This window comes from Paenibacillus albicereus (assembly GCF_012676905.1).
In the GTDB taxonomy this organism is placed as follows: domain Bacteria; phylum Bacillota; class Bacilli; order Paenibacillales; family Paenibacillaceae; genus Paenibacillus_O; species Paenibacillus_O albicereus.
Genome location: NZ_CP051428.1, coordinates 2,696,028 through 2,711,982, shown reverse-complemented (window position 1 = coordinate 2,711,982; position 15,955 = coordinate 2,696,028). Strand labels below are relative to the sequence as shown.

Genomic DNA, 15,955 nt, shown 5'->3' with positions numbered 1-15,955 from the left:
CCGTTGGACCATAATGTGGATGCGGCCGGACGAAGCCACTTCGTCCGGCAAGATCATTCGAAGAAGCGAAGGTGCATCAAGTGCAAGCAGAAGGACGGCCAGGAAGGGCCCGTCTGCTGAAATTCGGCATGGTCATGAGCCCCCGAGTCTGGCTCAACGCGAGGATCGACCTTGCGGCCACCTGCCTGTTCAGCTTGTTCAACGTCGTCATCAACCAGTTTTTCATCACGTTCGCGCTCAAGCAGGGGGCGAGCAACGCGGAGGCGGGCCTGCTCGCCGCCGCGCCGGCGGTCGGACTGATCTTCTCCCCGCTATGGGCGGCGCTCATCGAGCGCAGCGGCAAGCCGAAGCCTTACGTCGTCCTGCCGAATCTGATCGGACGGCTGCTCATCCTGCTTCCGGCGCTGTTTCCGGATCCGCAGGTCTATGTGGCGACGGCGTTCGCCTTCCAGCTGCTGATGGGCATTCAGGCGCCGGCTTACGCGGCGTTCCTGCCCAAAATCTATCCGCCCGACCTGCGGGGACGCCTGATGGGCTATGTACGGATGGCCTCCGGCGTGCTCATGATTCCGATGTCGTATCTGGTCGGCATCTGGGCCGAGGCGTCCGGTCCGTCCGGCCCGCTGGCGGCGGCATCGCTCATGGGCGTCGCGTCGATCCTGCTGTTCCAGACGATGAAGCTGCGCAAGGAGCCGCCGCGCCGGACGGCGCCGCCGCGCTTCAGCCCCCGGTCCCAATGGGAGCTCGTCAAGAGCAACCGGCCGCTGGCGGCGTTTCTCGGCGCGACGATGTTCGCCGGCTTCGGCAACATGCTCGCCTATCCGCTCTACCAGATCTTCCAGGTATCCTACCTCGGCCTGTCCAATGCCGAGATCGGCCTGACGCGTGTCGCCTACTTCACGGCGCTGCTGCTCACCTACCTGATCGCGGGGAGGATGCTGGACCGGTTCGACATCCGCTATACGCTGCTCGCCGGCATCGGCGCCTATGCGGTCGTGCCGATGCTGTACGGCCTCTGGGGCACGTACGAGGCCGTCATGCTCGGCAACTTTATCCAGGGCATGGGCGAGGCGATCTGGGACATCGGCATCCTGGCGTTCATCTTCCGCCTCGCCCCTGGACGCGAAGGCGCCGTCTTCTCGATCCACCTCATGCTGTTCGGCATCCGCGGCACGGTCGGGCCGCTGCTCAGCACCGGCCTGTCGGACCATCTGACGCTGAGCTGGATGCTGCTGTTCGCCTCGGCATGCGGCTGGATCGGCACGCTGCTGTTCGCCGCCGGCATGCTGCGGCGCAGAGGAGGCGTGGAGGGCGGCGCAGGCTGAACCGCATTTTATAGAAGCCTTTTCCAGCCGATGCTCGTCGTAGCAGAAAGAGGCGCCGTCCCGGTTCCCGGATTTCGCGGGAATCGGGACCTGCGCCCGATCAGGCTGAAAAGGAGGCCGACATGCCGTTCACGTTCTCGCATCCGCTGTTCGCGGTGCCGCTGCGCCGGCTCGCGCCGAGCCTGAGCCTGTCCGGCCTGCTGCTCGGCAGCATGACGCCGGACATGGAGTACTTCGTCGCCATGGAGCCGTTCCGCTCGATCGGCCATTCCTGGCCGGGCTTCCTGCTGCTGGGCGTGCCGCTCAGCCTCGCGGCCGCAGCCGCGTGGCACTTCTTGCTCGCGCCGCTGCTGCCGCGGCTGCTGCCCGCCGCGCTGCGGCTCGACCGCTATGCGGCCGACCGAATCGCCGGACGGCGCTTCGCGCTGGAATCGCCGCGCGCCGCCGCCTGGTTTCTGCTTTCGCTCTATATCGGCTTCCTCAGCCATCTGTTCGTCGATGGGATGACGCATACGTACGGCTGGCTGGTGCTTTGGCGCCCCGACCTCTTTCACGCGCATCATGCGGGGCTGCCGGTGTACCGCTGGCTCCAGTACCTGCTGTCGATGCTCGGCCTGCTGGCAGGCGCGGTTTGGCTGGCAACGGACTACGCCCGCTGGCGCCGATCCGCCCGCGCCGCTGCGAGCTCCGCCGCTCGGCCGCTCGCCTTGCTCGCCCGCTGGATGCTTGCCGCTGCGCTGGGCTTTCTCCTGTTCGTGCCCAAGCTGCTGCTCGCCCCGTCGCCCGACAATCCGGTGCTGTGGCTGGTCGCCGCCTGCAGCTCGGCGCTGTACGGCCTGTTCGCGGCGGGCTTGCTGCTGGGCCCCGGCCGCCTGCCGCTCAAGCTCGCCGGCTCCGCGCTCGTGCCGCTGCTCGCGGCGGGCTACAAGGCGGTAATGATGGCCCGCGACGTCGGAGGAGAACGGTTTTCCGCAGCGGAGCTGCCGCTCTGGCTCTTGTACATATGGCTGCTGTCGATCGCCTTCATCGCGCTTTCCGCCTCTGCGAGGCCAGTCCGCGCGACGGCGAGCGGGACGGCGCAGCATCCGCAGCGGCGATCCGGCCCGGCTGTCTGACGGACCCCGAGGGGTCCTTTTTTTTTTCGGCCGCGTTCCGCTCCAGCATGCCGATCGGGCCGCCGGATGATGAAACGAATGGAAATGGTTTATACTTTTGTAAGAATTGCTTCCTCAATCGTTTAGAACTGTCGGTTACACTGAAACAGGCGCGGCAGGACCAAAGCATCGGGGGGGTGATCCGTTGTCGATCCGCATCAGGCTGCTGCTGTCCTACATCGCGATGGCAGCCATCCCGGTCGTGCTGCTCGGAATCATGATGATGACCGTCATCTATCTGCTCGGCTACGACGACGTACGGGACTTCTTCGAGGAGAACCGCGACAAGACGTACCGCCAGTCCGTGCAGCTGGGCGAGATGTGGTACGTGCTCAACCACGACGCGGACAAGCTGCTGGACGAGTCCTACGTCGCCGACATCGACGAGCGGCTCGAAGCGGTGGGCAGCGGCTTCGTGCTGACGATCCCAGGAAGCGGGCTGTACGTCTCGGAACTGGCGGAGGCGAGCGACGACCCGAAAGCCTGGTTTTCGGACCGCAAGAACCATTCCGTCGACAAGACGGTCGGCGGCTTCTCGTACAGCGTCTATACGTTCGACTTCCGCTATGGAGACGGCACCGCATCCGAAGCGGCGCTCATCTTCCGCAAGGACGACATCCCGGTCATCTGGCGGCCGGTGAGCGCCCTCGGCATGCTGCTGCTCGTCGGGCTGGTCAGCGTGTTCATGACGGTCGTCGTCTCGCGCAGCATCGTGCGGCCGCTGTCGACGCTGCGGGACGCCGCGCTGTCGCTCAAGGAGGGCAACCTCGAGCCGGTGCCGCTGCCCCGCTCGCGCAACGAGCTCGGCGAGGTCGGGACGGCGTTCGAGGAGATGCGCCAGCGCCTCAAGGATACGATCCTGCAGATGCAGCAGTACGAAGAGAACCGCAAGATGCTGCTGTCGCACATCTCGCATGACCTCAAGACGCCGATCACCGCCATCAAGGGCTACATCGAGGGCATCATGGACGGCGTCGCCAACACGCCGGAGAAGCAGGAGAAGTATATCCGCACCGTTTATGCCAAGGCGGACGGGATGGATCGGCTCATCGACGAGCTGTTCCTCTATTCCAAGCTCGACCTGCACAAGGAGGAGTTCCACTTCGCGCGGATGGATTTGCGGGCGTTCGTGGCGCATTATATGGAGGACCAGCAGTTCGAGATGGATAAGCGCGGCATCGCGCTGTCCATGGAGGAGGGCGAGTCCTCGGTACCTGTGCTTGCGGACCCGGAGAAGCTGAGCCGCGCGCTCGGCAACATGCTCGACAACAGCGCGAAGTACATGCCGATGCGCGACGGCGGCCGCAGCGAGCCTCCCTCCGTGTGGGCGAGGCTGGAGGCTAGCGGCGGCATCGCGAGGCTGACGCTCGAGGACAACGGGCCCGGCATCGAGACGGCTGCGCTGCCGTATCTGTTCGACCGCTTCTATCGGGCGGAGCTGTCCCGCAGCTCCGAGACCGGCGGGAGCGGCCTCGGCCTGGCGATCGTCCGCCAGATCGTCGAAGAGCATGGCGGCACGATCGCGGCGGCCAATCGTCCGCAGGGCGGAGCGGCGTTCATCATCGAGCTGCCGCTCGCCGCGGAACGGGAGAAGGAGGCGGAGCCGTGAAGAAGATCCTCATTATCGAGGACGAGAGCTCCATCGCGGAGCTTCAGAGGGACTATCTGGAGAGCTACGGCTTTTCCGTCAGCATCGAGCATCGGGGCGACGTCGGGTTGCAGCGGGCGCTCAAGGAGCCGTTCGACCTCGTCGTGCTGGACGTCATGCTGCCGATGCTGGACGGCTTCGAGATCTGCCGGCGCGTCCGCCAGGAGAAGGAGGTGCCGATCCTGATGATAACCGCCCGCAAGGAGGATATCGACAAGATCCGGGGCCTCGGTCTCGGCGCGGACGACTATATGACCAAGCCGTTCAGTCCGGGAGAGATGGTCGCGCGCGTGAAGGCGCACCTGAGCCGCTACGACCGCCTCACCGGGCAAGCCGGCGCCCAGGAGCAGATCCGCGTGCGCGGCCTGCTCATCGACAAGGCGTCGCATCAGGTGTCCGTCAACGGCGAGGAGAAGAGCCTGACGAACAAGGAATTCGAGCTGATCCAGCTGCTCGCCTCCCATCCGGGCAAGGTGTACAGCAAGGAGGAGCTGTTCGAGCGCATCTGGGGGTATGACTCGCTCGGCGACATCGCCACGGTGACGGTGCACATCCGCCGCCTGCGGGAGAAGCTCGAGGAGTCGCCGTCCGAGCCGAAGTACGTCGAGACCGTCTGGGGGGTCGGCTACCGGCTGCGCGCATAGGGCGTGTTCGCATGCTTCGAAGCAATCACGCCTTGACGGGAGCATCGCGGCCAAGGCCGCGTTATCCATAGAGAAGGGTTCATCGCATATAGAGAAAAGGAGTGGATGGCGGCTTGAAGAGCATCATCAATTTTTCCTTGAACAACAAGTTCGCGCTGTGGATCATGACGATCATCGTCCTGTTCGGAGGCATCTATGCCGGCACGAACATGAAGATGGAGACGATGCCGGACATCACGGTGCCGATCGTCAGCGTGACGACCGTCTATCCGGGGGCTTCCCCGGAAGAGATCATGAACGAGGTCACCCTGCCGATCGAGCAGGCGACCCGTAATCTGGACGGCGTCAAGGACGTCATGTCCACCTCGATGGAGAACGCTTCGTCCATCATCATCGAGTACGACTTCAGCAAAGACATGGAGAAAGCCCAGGACGAGGTGCGCGAGGCGCTTGACGGCCTCAGCCTCAAGGACGGCGTCCAGGAGCCGGGCGTATCGCGTCTCAGCCTCAACGCGTTCCCGGTGCTGTCGCTCAGCATCTCCAGCGACAGCCAGGATCTGGTGGCGCTCACCAAGACGGTCGAGACGGAGATCCTGCCCGAGCTGAAGTCGCTCGAAGGCGTCGCCTCCGTGCAGATATCCGGCCAGAACGTCAAGGAGGCCGAGCTCAGCTACAAGGCCGACGAGCTGGCCAAGTACGGCCTGACCGCGGAGTCGGTGCAGAACGCGATCAAGGCGTCGGCCGTCACCGCTCCGCTCGGCATCTTCCCGTTCGGCGACTCCGAGAAGTCGGTCGTCGTGGACGGCAGGGTCGCGACGGAGCAGGACCTGCTGAACATTGAGATTCCGCTTACGCCTTCATCGGCCGGCGGCGCGGCAGGCCAAGGCGCTGGCGGATCTGCCGGAGCAGGCCAAGGCGCAGCCGGAGCAGGCCAAGGAGGCGCCGAGGGCGCGGCAGGAGCGCCGGCAGGCGGCATCAAGCTGCCGACCGTCAAGCTGAGCCAGGTCGCCGACGTGACCGTGCTCGACAAGGCGGAATCCATTTCCCGCACGAACGGCAAGGACGCGATCGGGGTGTCCATTGTCAAGGCCGCCGATGCGAACACGGTCGACGTCTCGGACGCCGTCTCCAGCCGCATGGCGGAGCTGGCGCAAGACCACGAGGGACTGAACTCCACCGTGACGCTCGACCAGGGTACGCCGATCAAGGAGTCCGTCGAGACGATGCTGTCCAAGGCGGTGCTCGGCGCCGCGTTCGCCGTGCTCATCATCCTGATCTTCCTGCGCGACCTGCGCTCGACGATCATCGCCGTCGTCTCCATCCCGCTGTCGCTGCTGATCGCGGTGCTCGTCCTGCAGGAGATGGACATCACGCTCAACATCATGACGCTCGGCGCCATGACCGTCGCGATCGGGCGGGTCGTCGACGACTCGATCGTCGTCATCGAGAACATCTACCGACGCATGGCGATGTCCGGCGAAAAGCTGGAGGGTAAGGCGCTCATCCTCGAATCGACGCGCGAGATGTTCGTGCCGATCCTCGCCTCCACCGTCGTGACGATCGCGGTGTTCCTGCCGCTCGGCCTCGTCACCGGACCGATCGGCGAAATCTTCCTGCCGTTCGCGCTGACGATCGTCTTCGCGCTGCTCGCTTCGCTGCTCGTCGCGATCACGATCGTGCCGATGCTCGCCCACATGATGTTCCGCAAGGGGCTCAAGGGCTCGAAGCACGAGGACAAGCCGAGCCGTCTGGCGAACCGCTACAAGAGCCTGCTCAACTGGACGCTCGACCACAAAGGCATCAGCTTCGGAGCCGCGACGCTGCTGCTCGTCGGCAGCCTGTTCCTGTTCCCGCTCATCGGCGTCAGCTTCATCCCGAGCACGGGCGACAACTCCATGATCGTCACGTACAATCCGGCTCCAGGCGAGAAGCTCGAGGACGTGGAGAAGTACGCGTTGGACGCGGAGAAGAAGCTGCTGGAGCGCGAAGGCGTCGAGGTCGTGCAGTATTCGATCGGCGGCAGCAATCCGATGAATCCGGGCGCTTCCAAGCAAGCGCTGTTCAACCTGCGGTACAGCCCCGACTACAAAGAGTTCGACGCCGAGAAGGAGCGCGTCATCGAGCTGCTGAAGGAAAGCGGCAGCCAGGGCGAGTGGAAGCAGCAGGACTTCACCGGCGGCGGGCTGGGAGGAAGCAGCCTGACCGTCACTGCCTTCGGACCGGACATGAAGGCGCTCGAGCCGGTCGTCGCCGACCTCAAGCAGAAGCTGGAGGGCGTCGAGAATCTGACCAATCTCGATACGAGCCTGTCGGAAACGTATGAGCAGTACCGCATCGTCGCCGACACGAAGAAGCTGAGCGAAAACGCGCTCAGCGCCGGCCAGCTGGCGATGGCGCTCAGTCCGGTCCGCGAGCGGCCGCTCGCGGCGACGATCGAAAAGGACGGCCAGAAGCTGAACGTCTACGTCAAGACCGAAGAGCGGACGTTCTCCGACAAGGCCTCGCTGGAAAGCATGCCGATCGTCACGCCGCTCGGCACGACGGTCAAGCTGTCCGACGTGGCGACGATCGAGGAAGGCACGTCGCCGAACACGATCACCCGCAAGAGCGACCGCGTCTACGCCGACATCACGGCGGACGTCACGTCGAGCGACATCAGCAAGGCGTCGCGCGACGTCCAGACGGTCATCGACGAGCTGCAGCTGCCGGCGAACGTCGATGTCGAGATGGGCGGGGTCACCGAGGACATCAATGAATCGTTCCGCCAGCTGGGTCTGGCCATCCTCGTGGCGATCGCGGTCGTCTACCTCGTACTCGTCATAACGTTCGGCGGCGCGATGACGCCGCTGACGATCCTGTTCTCGCTGCCGTTCACGGTCATCGGCGCGCTCGTCGGCCTGCTCATCGCAGGCGAGACGGTCAGCGTCACGGCGCTGATCGGCATGCTCATGCTGATCGGCATCGTCGTCACCAACGCGATCGTGCTCATCGACCGCGTCATCCACATGGAGCGGGACGGCATGAGCGTGCGCGAAGCGCTGCTCGAAGCGGCGGGCACGCGCCTGCGTCCGATTCTGATGACCGCGCTCGCCACGGTCGGCGCGCTGCTGCCGCTGGCGTTCGGCTTCGAGTCGGGAGCGCTCATCTCCAAAGGGCTCGGCGTCACCGTCATCGGCGGCCTCATCAGCTCCACGCTGCTGACGCTCATCATCGTGCCGGTCGTCTACGAGTTCCTGAACCGCCGCCGCGCCAAGCTGCAGCGCCAGGACGGCGTCCGCCCGGCTGCGGAATAGCTTCCCCCGAGCATCCTGCCCTTGCCGGCAGGATGCTTTTTCTATTTGCGGGCAAAGCTAGGGGAAACGGAAAGGAGGCCTTGCGCATGAGGAAGATGATCGCAAGACTGGTGATCGTAGCGGGCCTGCTGGCCTCCGCCTCGGGTCTTGCCGACGCGACGTCGGGACAGGCGGACGGGAGGGCTCGCGAGGCCGTCATGACGCCTTCGCACGCGGCTCCCGCCTATGCGAGATGGGGCAGGGTCGCGGTCGAGCAGACGATGCGGAAGTTCGGAACGGGCATTCGCGATTACCGCTTCGAAGGCGCGTTTCCGGATCAGAGCGGCACGGTCTCGTACCGCTTCAAGCTCGTGCTGGAGCCGAAGCCCGGCGCGCCGTCCGCGGTCGTCTGCCGCGTGCAGGTTGAAGAGGGCCGCTTGCTGGAGGTAGAATGGACGGAGAGCGCTCCGTGAGGAGCGACAGCCAGCCGATATCCAAGGAGGAGAAAGCGAAATGCTGATCACGACGACGCCGTCCGTGGAGGGACGGCCGATCCGCGAGTACGTAGGTATCGTGAACGGAGAGGCGATCATGGGAGCGAACGTAGTGAGGGACTTCCTCGCCTCGATCACGGACGTGGTGGGCGGCCGCTCCGGCGCGTACGAGGGCAAGCTGAAACAGGCGCGCGACCTCGCCATCGAGGAGATGCGCCAGCAGGCGTCGAGTCTCGGCGCCAACGCGATCGTCGGCGTCGATCTCGACTACGAGGTCGTTCGCGACGGCATGCTGATGGTCACCTGCAGCGGCACGGCCGTCCTCCTCTGATGGACTTCCTCTACCGGATCGCCGAGGAGAAGATTCGCGACGCGATGCAGAGAGGGGAGTTCGAGGAGGTGGCGGGCAAAGGAAAGCCGCTGGAGATCGACGATCTGGCGCATGTGCCGGAGGAGCTTCGGGCCGGATACCGCATGCTGAAGAACGCCGGCATGGTGCCCGAGGAGGTGCAGCTCTCGCGCGATATCGCCGGCCTGAACGGCTTGCTCGCGCTATGCCGCGACGAAGAGGAGCGCCGCAGCCTCGGCAAGGAGCTGTCGCTCAAGCGGATGAGGCTGCAGGCGATCTCCGGCTCGCGCGGCTGGGAGCATCTGGCGGCGCATGCGGAGTACGGGGACAAAATCAGGGAGAAGCTGGAAGGGGAGTCGACAAGGTGAGCAAGGTGCAGACGACGGAGGAGCTGCTGAAGCGGCTCGAGCAAGGCGAAGCGATCAATCTCGTGGACGTGCGCGAGGACGAGGAGTGGGAGGACGGGCATATCGCCCAGGCGCGCCATGTCGCGCTCTCCCGCTTGCAGGAGAGCATGGACGAGCTGCGCCCCGAGGACGGGACGATATGGCTTATCTGCCGCAGCGGCGCTCGCAGCGGGCGGGCCTGCGACTATCTGAGCGCGGTCGGCTACGACGTAGTCAACGTCGAGGGCGGCATGCTGTCCTGGCCGGGCGAGATCGTGACCGGGCGTTAGGCGGCTCTCGGATTCCTCTATCATTCAAAAAAGGGACGCAAGCGGAATTCATTTCCGCTGCGTCCCTTTTGGTTTTTCAAGCGAAGGAGGAGGTGCCCATGCCGTCGTCCAGCGTGACCCGGTTGCGTCCGTCCTCCTTGGAGCGGTAGAGGGCTTTGTCGGCGCGTCCGATCAAGTCCGCGGCTGCGGAAGGTCCCGCCGCGGCCGATTCCTCGCCGAGCTCCCGGCCGGCTCCCGGCCGAGCCTCGTCCCGGAGCGCGCCGGCCTCGACCGAGGCGACGCCGATGCTCAGCGTCACGCACGAGGCGGCGGGCGAATGCTCATGGAGCATCGCGGCGTCCTCGACCGCCCTCCGGATCGCTTCGGCCGCGCGTGCCGCATCGTGGCCGCCGAAGCCCGGCAGCAGCACGGCGAATTCCTCGCCGCCATAGCGCGCCGCCGAGGCCGGAGCCGGAGGGGCGCTGTCCTCGATGAGCCGGGCGGTTTGCTTGAGGATGCGGTCCCCCTGCTGATGGCCGTAGCGGTCGTTGTAGGCTTTGAACGAATCGATGTCCAGCAGCAGCAGGCTGAACGGGGCTCCGGAGCGGCGCGATTCGGCCAGATGTCGCGCCAGCTGCTCGTCGAAGCGGCGCCGGTTGGCGATGCCGGTCAGGCCGTCGAGCTGCGACAGCCGGCTCAGCTCGTCGTTGAGCGCATGCAGCTCCTCCTGCGTCTGCAGCAGGTCCTCTTGGTGCCGGACGAGCCGGATATAGAGCCGGTTCACCTCGTAGATGATCGCGCAGATGATGGCGAAGGCGGAGACGAGCGAGTTGACCCGGGCCAGATACCAGCCGAGCGAGTAGCGGGCGCCGGCGAACACCGTCAGCGCGATGTCGAGCATGAAGGCGAGCATCGCGACGGTCAGCCACAGATTGAGCACGGTGCGGCCGCGCTGAAGCACCCATAGCATGACGAGCGCGACGATGCTGAGCAGGCTGATGAACGGGCCGATCGCCAGGCTGAGCATCGGCGTGAACTTGCCTCGGACGACCAGCACGGGCAGATGGTCATGGGCAAGCACGGCGACGAGAGACAGCGCCGTGACCAGCGCGATCGTGACGGCTCCCGTCCACAGGGCGAGCCGCATGCTGCCTCGTCCGGCGGGCCGTCCGCGCTCCAAGCGGGCGACGACCAGGTAGGCGATGATGCCGACCGGGAATCCGGCATGCCAGAGGGACCAGAGCCAGACGGCGCTTTGCGGTCCGGCTCCGAGCAGGCCCGTGTCGGAGAAGACGCCGGGAAACGTCAGGATATGCGGGATGATGATGAGGCCGCTGTACAGATAGGTGGCGGCGAGGACGAGCGTCGCCCGGCTGCCTGCGGCGCGGTACTGGCTGAACAGCAGATGCGCCGTCAGCAGGTCGGCGAAGATGAACCAGGCGATGAACGCCGGCAGGAACGGCTCGATCGTGCCGATCTGGTGCTGGCCGAAAGGCAGGGCGGCGATGGAGATGGCGGCGAGCAGCGCGGCGGAGACGGCTGCGGCTGACCTCTGCTTGCGGCTGGAAGGCAGCTGCAGCAGCTGGGTCGTCATTCGTTCGGTCATGTCGGGAAAAGCTCCTTCTTGTTGTCCTTGAAGCGCTTGGGCCGCGCCTCCTTCCGTATATCGGCAGGAAGGACGCAAAACTTGCTCCTTCGGCGCCGGCCGCGCGCAACTTTTGCGCTGCGTCCGCATAATCCGGCCTTATGGCGCCATAGAGTAGGATAAGCGATTCTATGAAACTAGGGAAGGCTGCGAGAGTCTGAGGCCAGGCGGAGCGGCGAAGGGGGAGGCCGAAGATGGAAGGACCAAAAGGAGCGGCGCTTGATTTGGGCATCCAGGGGATGAGCTGCTCGGCATGCGCGGCGCGCATCGAGAAGTCGCTCGGGAAGCTCGGCGGCGTGCAGGAGGCGGCGGTCAGCTACGCCTCCCGCCGGGCCTGGATCCGCTATGCGCCGGACGAGACGGACGCGGAGGCGATCAAGGAGCGCGTCCGCCGTCTCGGCTTCGGCGTCTCGGACCCGGGCGACCGAAGCGCCGAATATGCCGCGATGCGTCTGCTGCGCCTGCGGCTGCTCGTTTCGGCGCTGCTCACGCTGCCGCTGCTGTGGGCGATGGCCGGTCATTACGAGGCGCTCTCCTTCGTCCCGGTTCCCGCGTTCATCCGCAGCGGCTGGGTCCAGCTCGCGCTCGCCACGGCGATCCAGTTCGGCGTCGGCCTGCCCTTCTATCAAAACGCGTGGAGCGCGCTGCGGGCCGGCGGCGCCAACATGGACGTGCTCGTGGCGCTCGGAACGTCCGCCGCTTATTTGTACAGCCACTACGTCGTTTTCGCCCACGGAGCTGCCGGCTCTCATCCGGACGGGATGCTGCCGCTGTATTTCGATACGGGAGCGGTCGTCATCACGGCCGTGCTGCTCGGCAAATACATGGAGTCCCGCTCGGCGGCGCGGGCGCTGCGGGAGAGCGACGGATACGCCAAGCTCAAGGCCGAGGAAATCACCGTGCTGCGTGCCGACGAGGCGCGCCGCGTGCCGGCGGCCAGCGTCCGCGACGGCGATATCGTGCTCGTCGGGCCGGGAGGGCTCGTGCCGGTGGACGGAATCGTGACGGGAGGGCAGTCGGAGGTGGACGAATCGCTGCTGACGGGCGAGAGCCGGGCCGTTCCGAAGCGTCCCGGCAGCCGCGTCTGGGCGGGCACGACGAACCGGGGCGATACGCTGCGCATCCGCACGGAGACGACCGGGGAAGGAACGCTGCTGAGCCGGATCGATGCGCTGCTGCGCCAGGCGCAGGCGTCCAAGACCGGCATCCAGCGCAAGGTCGACCGCATTTCCGCACGGTTCGTGCCGCTCATGCTGCTCGCTTCCGCCATGACCTATCTGGCCTGGGCGCTCTGGCTCGCGCCGGGAGACGGCTCCCGGGCGGCGCTGAGCGCGCTGGCGGTGCTGCTGGTCGCCTGTCCGTGCGCGCTCGGTCTGGCGACGCCGATCTCGCTCGTCATCGCCTCCGGCAAGCTGGCGCGCCGCGGCATCGTCGTCAAGGAGGCATCGGCGCTGGAAAGCCTGGCCAAAGTGGAGGTCGTGCTGCTCGACAAGACGGGTACGCTGACCGAAGGCAGGCCGTGCGTCGCCGGCATGCAGCCTGCTCCGGGCTGGAGCGCGGCCGCCATGCTGAAGCTCGCCGCGGCCGCCGAGGCGGAGTCGCCGCATCCGTATGCGGCCGCCGTGCGCGAAGAAGCTCGGCGGCGCGGGCTCGTGCCGCCGCCGGCCACGGGCCGCCTCGAATGGACCGGCTACGGCGTGGCCGCGGACTGCGCGGAAGGCCGGATCGCCGTGGGCGGCCGGCAGCTGGCCCAGCAAGAGCGCTGGAGCGGCATGAAGCGGGCGGAAGGCTTTGCGGCGATCCGCGAGGCGGGGGGAGAGACGGTGCTGTTCGTCGCGCTTGGCGGCGAGTGCATCGGGGCGATCTCGCTCGGCGACCGGCTCAAGCGGGAGTCGCCGGAGGCGGTGCAGGCGCTGCGGACGGACGGCCTGGACGTCTGGCTGGCGACGGGAGACGCCGCCGGACCTGCCGCTGCCGCCGCGAAGGAGGCGGGCATCGCCCGCTGGAAGGCCGGCATGCTGCCGGAAGACAAGCTGCAGCTGATTCGCGCGCTGCAGCGCGAGGGGCGCGTCGTCGCGATGGCCGGAGACGGCTGGAACGACGCTCCGGCGCTCGCTGCGGCCGATGCCGGATTTGCGATGGCCGGCGGCACGGACGCCGCGCTCGCTGCCGGCCATGTCGCGCTGCTGCGGTCGAGCTTGACGGGCATCCATGCCGCGGTCGCGGCAAGCCGGCTGACGATGCGCAACATCAAGCAGAACCTCGGCTTCGCGTTCCTGTACAACATCGTCATGGTGCCGGTCGCCGCCTGCGGCCTGCTGGAGCCGTGGATGGCCGGCGCGGCGATGGCGCTCAGCTCGGTCACCGTCGTCGGCAACGCGCTGCGGCTCTCCGGGCGCCTGGCGAGGGAGCTGCGCTGAACGGAGAATACGGCATGGCGAGAGCGCCGCTGGCGGGGAGCCGCGCTCGTAGGAAGAGGGGAAATAGTCCAAACAGGCGTCATGCAGGCGGGAGTAGTCCCTCGCTGCAATGACGCCTGTTCGGCTTGAGTCAGCAATACTAGTGTAAACATAAGGCTCCGCGCGCCGCAGCGGCAAACCGCCGCAACACGCGTCATCCCTCGAGCATGCCGCTCAGCTCCTCCTCGCGCACGACGATCGGCAAGGCCGGCAAAGGCCGCTTCGCCGCCGCCTCGACGAGCTCGCGCGGCCGGACCGGCTCGGCCCGCTCAAGCAAGCCGCTCCAGCGGGCGAGCAGGCCGACGACGCGCTCGGGCCGCACGCCGGCCTCCCGCAGCGCCTGCAGCGACGTGCCGCCGTGGCGCTTGGCAAGCCGCTTGCCGTCGGGTCCCATCAGCAGCGGGACATGCGCGTAGCGCGGCGGGGCCAGGCCGAGCGCCTCGAGGAGCAGCAGCTGGCGCGGCGTCGAGTCCAGCAGGTCGCTCCCGCGCAGCACATGGGTGATGCCCATGGCGGCATCGTCGACCGCGACCGCAAGCTGGTAGCTGAAGATGCCGTCCGCCCGGCGCACGACGAAGTCGCCCCCGGCTCCGGGCGGCGTCTCTTGCGGACCGGCGCATTCGTCGTCGAACCGGACGATCCGCCCCGGCGGCACGGCGAACCGGAGCGACGGCGGCTTGCGCAGCGCCCTCTCCCGCCGCTCCTCCTCCGTCAGGCAGCGGCAGGTGCCGGGATAGGCCGGCCCTTCCGAGGCCAGGCCGTGGGGCGCGCTGGCGACGGCCGCCAGCTCCGCCCGGCTGCAGTAGCAAGGATAAAGCAGTCCTTGCCCGCGCAGCCGCTCCAGCGCCTGTTCATAGAGAGCATGCCGTTCGCTCTGCGTATAAGGACCGCGCGGGCCGCCCCGATCGGGGCCTTCGTCCCAATCGAGCCCGAGCCAGCGCAGGTCGCGCAGCGCCGCCTCGGCATAGTCCGGCCGCGACCTGGGGCCGTCGATATCCTCCATGCGGAGCAGGAACGAGCCGCCGAGGCGGCGGATCTGAAGCCAGGCGAGCAGGGCGGTACGGGCATTGCCGAGATGCATGAGCCCCGACGGGGTCGGGGCGAAGCGGCCGGCGATCATCGGATACTTCCTCCTCGCGGCGGAAGCCTGCGGCTCCCGCGATTTCAACTTCGGGCTTGGGCGGGCCCGATCTGACTGGTATGATAGCATGAGAGATTGCGGGCTGCAATTTGAGAGGAGAGGACGACGATGGACGACAGGACGACAGGCTGCGGCCCGGGAGCCGGCGGGAAGGACGCGCCGGACGCGCCGGACGCATCGGCGGCGGAGCGCATCCGCGAGCTCGGACGGCGGCTGGACGAGGCGCTCGAGGCGGAGTCGGAGCAGCGCGTGCTGGAGCGCAGCCGGGAGCGGCTGGACCGAGAGATCCTGCAGCTCGAGCGGGAGCAGTCGGAGCGGCTGGATCGCCTCGGCAAGGAGGCGGCGGACGTCGAGCGCTTGTCGCGGCGCAGCTGGAGCTCGCTCTGGCTGCGACTCACCGGCGACTTGGACGAGCAGCTGGAGCTGGAGCAGCTGGAGGCCGAGCGGGCCGCCGCCGAGGTCAAGGAGGGAGAAGCGGAGCTGCGCGAGCTGCGGGAGATGCAAGCGCGGACGAGCGTCCGGCTCGGCGAGCTCGCTCCTGCGTCAGGCAGCAGCGAGCCGATCCGGATCGAGCGGGAACAGCTCGTCCTGGCGGCTTTCCCGGCCATCGCCGCCGGCGTGCGGGAAATCGACGGGCAGCTCCGCGCCAAGCAGGCGCTGCTCGCGGAGCTGCGCGAGGCGATCCATGCGGCTGCCGCGCTCGCCTCGCAGCTGGAGCTGGCGGTGGACCGGCTGGACGCGGCGGCCGGATGGGGCACGTACGACATGCTCGGCGGCGGCATGATCGCCACGGCGGCCAAGCACAGCCGGCTCGACGAGGCGCAGGAGGCGCTGCTCGGCGCGCGCTCGGCGGCGCGGCGGCTGCACAAGGAGCTGGCCGATGTGGGGCAGGCCGCTTCGTTTGACATCCCGATCGGCGACGGAGTCCGGCTGGGCGATTATGTGCTGGACGGGCTGTTCATGGATTGGCATGTCCAAGGCAAGATCAACGGCGCGAGGGAAGACAACGACCGCCTGCTGGGCGAGGCGCGCCGGCTTCGGCGGCGGCTGGAGACGGAAGCGGCCCAGGCGGAGCAGGACCTGTCCGCGCTGCGCATCCGCCGCGCGTCCCTGCTGGATTCGGCGGTCTGACGAGGACGGGGAGGAGTCCTTCCCGAGTTCAACGATAG

13 protein-coding genes are annotated in these 15,955 nt (G+C 67.1%); 11 read left to right on the top strand and 2 right to left on the bottom strand.

What is annotated here, in order from left to right:
* The first annotated feature begins 71 nt into the window (after positions 1 to 71).
* The 9 genes from HGI30_RS11990 to HGI30_RS11950 all read left to right on the top strand — a co-directional run bounded on the left by HGI30_RS11990 (position 72) and on the right by HGI30_RS11950 (position 9,562).
* Positions 72 to 1,325, top strand: a complete 1,254-nt coding sequence (locus HGI30_RS11990) for an MFS transporter (RefSeq protein WP_235680115.1) — start codon at positions 72 to 74, stop codon at positions 1,323 to 1,325.
* A gap of 122 nt (positions 1,326 to 1,447) precedes the next feature.
* Positions 1,448 to 2,440, top strand: coding sequence for a DUF4184 family protein (locus HGI30_RS11985; protein ID WP_168907781.1), 993 nt, complete (start codon positions 1,448 to 1,450; stop codon positions 2,438 to 2,440).
* Positions 2,441 to 2,624: 184 nt separating this feature from the next.
* A complete protein-coding gene (locus HGI30_RS11980; RefSeq protein WP_168907780.1) occupies positions 2,625 to 4,088 on the top strand; it encodes a sensor histidine kinase in 1,464 nt (487 codons plus the stop codon).
* The gene (locus tag HGI30_RS11975; RefSeq protein ID WP_168907779.1) at positions 4,085 to 4,771 is read left to right on the top strand and encodes a response regulator transcription factor; all 687 of its coding nucleotides are present in this window, start codon (positions 4,085 to 4,087) and stop codon (positions 4,769 to 4,771) included. The genes HGI30_RS11980 and HGI30_RS11975 overlap by 4 nt, the downstream gene beginning before the upstream one ends.
* A gap of 113 nt (positions 4,772 to 4,884) precedes the next feature.
* Positions 4,885 to 8,064, top strand: coding sequence for an efflux RND transporter permease subunit (locus tag HGI30_RS11970; protein ID WP_168907778.1), 3,180 nt, complete (start codon positions 4,885 to 4,887; stop codon positions 8,062 to 8,064).
* Between the two features lie 86 nt (positions 8,065 to 8,150).
* Positions 8,151 to 8,516 (top strand): DUF3889 domain-containing protein, encoded by a 366-nt coding sequence (locus HGI30_RS11965; RefSeq protein ID WP_168907777.1) that lies wholly within the window; start codon positions 8,151 to 8,153, stop codon positions 8,514 to 8,516.
* Between the two features lie 40 nt (positions 8,517 to 8,556).
* The gene (locus tag HGI30_RS11960; protein ID WP_168907776.1) at positions 8,557 to 8,868 is read left to right on the top strand and encodes a YbjQ family protein; all 312 of its coding nucleotides are present in this window, start codon (positions 8,557 to 8,559) and stop codon (positions 8,866 to 8,868) included.
* Complete coding sequence (locus HGI30_RS23245; protein WP_235680114.1) at positions 8,868 to 9,254, top strand: DnaJ family domain-containing protein; 387 nt, start codon at positions 8,868 to 8,870, stop codon at positions 9,252 to 9,254. Before HGI30_RS11960 ends, HGI30_RS23245 begins: the two co-directional genes overlap by 1 nt.
* Positions 9,251 to 9,562, top strand: coding sequence for a rhodanese-like domain-containing protein (locus HGI30_RS11950; RefSeq protein ID WP_235680113.1), 312 nt, complete (start codon positions 9,251 to 9,253; stop codon positions 9,560 to 9,562). The genes HGI30_RS23245 and HGI30_RS11950 overlap by 4 nt, the downstream gene beginning before the upstream one ends.
* A gap of 76 nt (positions 9,563 to 9,638) precedes the next feature.
* Here HGI30_RS11950 and HGI30_RS11945 read toward each other — a convergent pair whose 3' ends face one another.
* A complete protein-coding gene (locus HGI30_RS11945; RefSeq protein WP_168907774.1) occupies positions 9,639 to 11,147 on the bottom strand; it encodes a sensor domain-containing diguanylate cyclase in 1,509 nt (502 codons plus the stop codon).
* Between the two features lie 233 nt (positions 11,148 to 11,380).
* Between HGI30_RS11945 and HGI30_RS11940 the strand changes: the two genes are divergently transcribed.
* Positions 11,381 to 13,606, top strand: a complete 2,226-nt coding sequence (locus HGI30_RS11940; RefSeq protein ID WP_168907773.1) for a heavy metal translocating P-type ATPase — start codon at positions 11,381 to 11,383, stop codon at positions 13,604 to 13,606.
* 193 nt (positions 13,607 to 13,799) lie between these two features.
* Here HGI30_RS11940 and gluQRS read toward each other — a convergent pair whose 3' ends face one another.
* On the bottom strand, positions 13,800 to 14,765 hold the full coding sequence (gene gluQRS, locus HGI30_RS11935) for a tRNA glutamyl-Q(34) synthetase GluQRS (protein WP_168907772.1): 966 nt from the start codon (positions 14,763 to 14,765) through the stop codon (positions 13,800 to 13,802).
* 129 nt (positions 14,766 to 14,894) lie between these two features.
* Here gluQRS and HGI30_RS11930 point away from each other — a divergent pair, with 129 nt between their 5' ends.
* Complete coding sequence (locus HGI30_RS11930) at positions 14,895 to 15,917, top strand: coiled-coil domain-containing protein (protein WP_168907771.1); 1,023 nt, start codon at positions 14,895 to 14,897, stop codon at positions 15,915 to 15,917.
* The last annotated feature ends 38 nt before the right edge of the window (positions 15,918 to 15,955 follow it).

Bases quoted from the DNA above. Each gene is read 5' to 3' on its own strand.
- HGI30_RS11930 (WP_168907771.1), top strand. From the start codon at position 14,895: ATGGACGACAGGACGACAGGCTGCGGCCCGGGAGCCGGCGGGAAGGAC.
- gluQRS (WP_168907772.1), bottom strand. From the start codon at position 14,765: ATGATCGCCGGCCGCTTCGCCCCGACCCCGTCGGGGCTCATGCATCTC.
- HGI30_RS11965 (WP_168907777.1), top strand. From the start codon at position 8,151: ATGAGGAAGATGATCGCAAGACTGGTGATCGTAGCGGGCCTGCTGGCC.
- HGI30_RS11985 (WP_168907781.1), top strand. From the start codon at position 1,448: ATGCCGTTCACGTTCTCGCATCCGCTGTTCGCGGTGCCGCTGCGCCGG.
- HGI30_RS11960 (WP_168907776.1), top strand. From the start codon at position 8,557: ATGCTGATCACGACGACGCCGTCCGTGGAGGGACGGCCGATCCGCGAG.
- HGI30_RS11945 (WP_168907774.1), bottom strand. From the start codon at position 11,147: ATGACCGAACGAATGACGACCCAGCTGCTGCAGCTGCCTTCCAGCCGC.
- HGI30_RS11940 (WP_168907773.1), top strand. From the start codon at position 11,381: ATGGAAGGACCAAAAGGAGCGGCGCTTGATTTGGGCATCCAGGGGATG.
- HGI30_RS23245 (WP_235680114.1), top strand. From the start codon at position 8,868: ATGGACTTCCTCTACCGGATCGCCGAGGAGAAGATTCGCGACGCGATG.